This is a genomic window from Bathymodiolus azoricus thioautotrophic gill symbiont, from assembly GCF_001298715.1.
Lineage (GTDB): Bacteria > Pseudomonadota > Gammaproteobacteria > PS1 > Pseudothioglobaceae > Thiodubiliella.
Genome location: NZ_CDSC02000415.1, coordinates 1 through 829 on the forward strand (window position 1 = coordinate 1; position 829 = coordinate 829).

1 protein-coding gene and 1 pseudogene are annotated in these 829 nt (G+C 35.9%); one reads left to right on the plus strand and one right to left on the minus strand.

The genetic code is table 11. The annotated features are described in order from the left end of the window. Positions 1 to 114 precede the first annotated feature (114 nt). Positions 115 to 279 carry a helix-turn-helix domain-containing protein gene (locus BAZSYMA_RS08020; RefSeq protein WP_090717692.1) on the minus strand — a complete coding sequence of 55 codons (165 nt, stop codon included), beginning with the start codon at positions 277 to 279 and terminating at the stop codon, positions 115 to 117. A gap of 125 nt (positions 280 to 404) precedes the next feature. Here BAZSYMA_RS08020 and BAZSYMA_RS10705 point away from each other — a divergent pair. After that, a pseudogene (locus tag BAZSYMA_RS10705) lies at positions 405 to 533 on the plus strand (IS30 family transposase); the annotation flags it as partial. Between the last annotated feature and the right edge of the window lie 296 nt (positions 534 to 829).

Genomic DNA, 829 nt, shown 5'->3' on the forward strand with positions numbered 1-829 from the left:
CGATTGAACTATCAAAGCTTTGCCAACCATCAAGAAGTAGTAGAAAATGTAGAAAGTTATATTTATTTTTACAGTTAAAGGATTCATTCAGTCATTGGGTATATTTACACCTGCTCAGAAGATGGCTGAATTGAAAAAAGTGGCTTGAAATGTGTCTAAGTTGATTGGACCATTACAGTGTGATACATTCAAATCTTTAGCGATTGTTCTCATAGATTTATCATTATTACGGGCAATATTGATATAATGCCTTTGTTCAAAGGTTAGTTGTTTATGCATAATCCACCTGTTTTCTTAAACAAAAACCAAAGATTATAAACACTGGCTAATCTTTGAACCCAAATTCAAAAATACATTCTTTGCGGTTAAACTAAGTGGTGCGTTTATGATGCGAATTTACATTGTTTAAAGCAACAGATTTAATGAATAATAGACCTAGGAAATGCTTGGGGTACAAGACCCCATTTGAGGTCTTTGCCAAGATGACTGGAAAAGACTATTTTTTAAATGGAAGTGTTGCATTTATGGGTTGAATTCGCCGGAATTAATAAGCCTTTTTAGTGCAACTTTTCCTTGTTTTTGAGCAGACTCCCAAATAGACGCATCATAGTAGCCACATATTTCTCTATTTGGCTTCATCTGTCAATGGTTTCGTACGACGTTGGCACGAAAATCAGCAACATCCTTATAGTGAAAGCTAAAAAACACCCTTTTTGCCATTTCCTATTGCCTCATTCTTTTTTTGCGCTTAACGCTTTGCTCAGCGGCAATTCAAAGGGGCACATTTTTGCGAATGCAAAACAAGTGCCGCTTTGAATTGTCCGCTGGA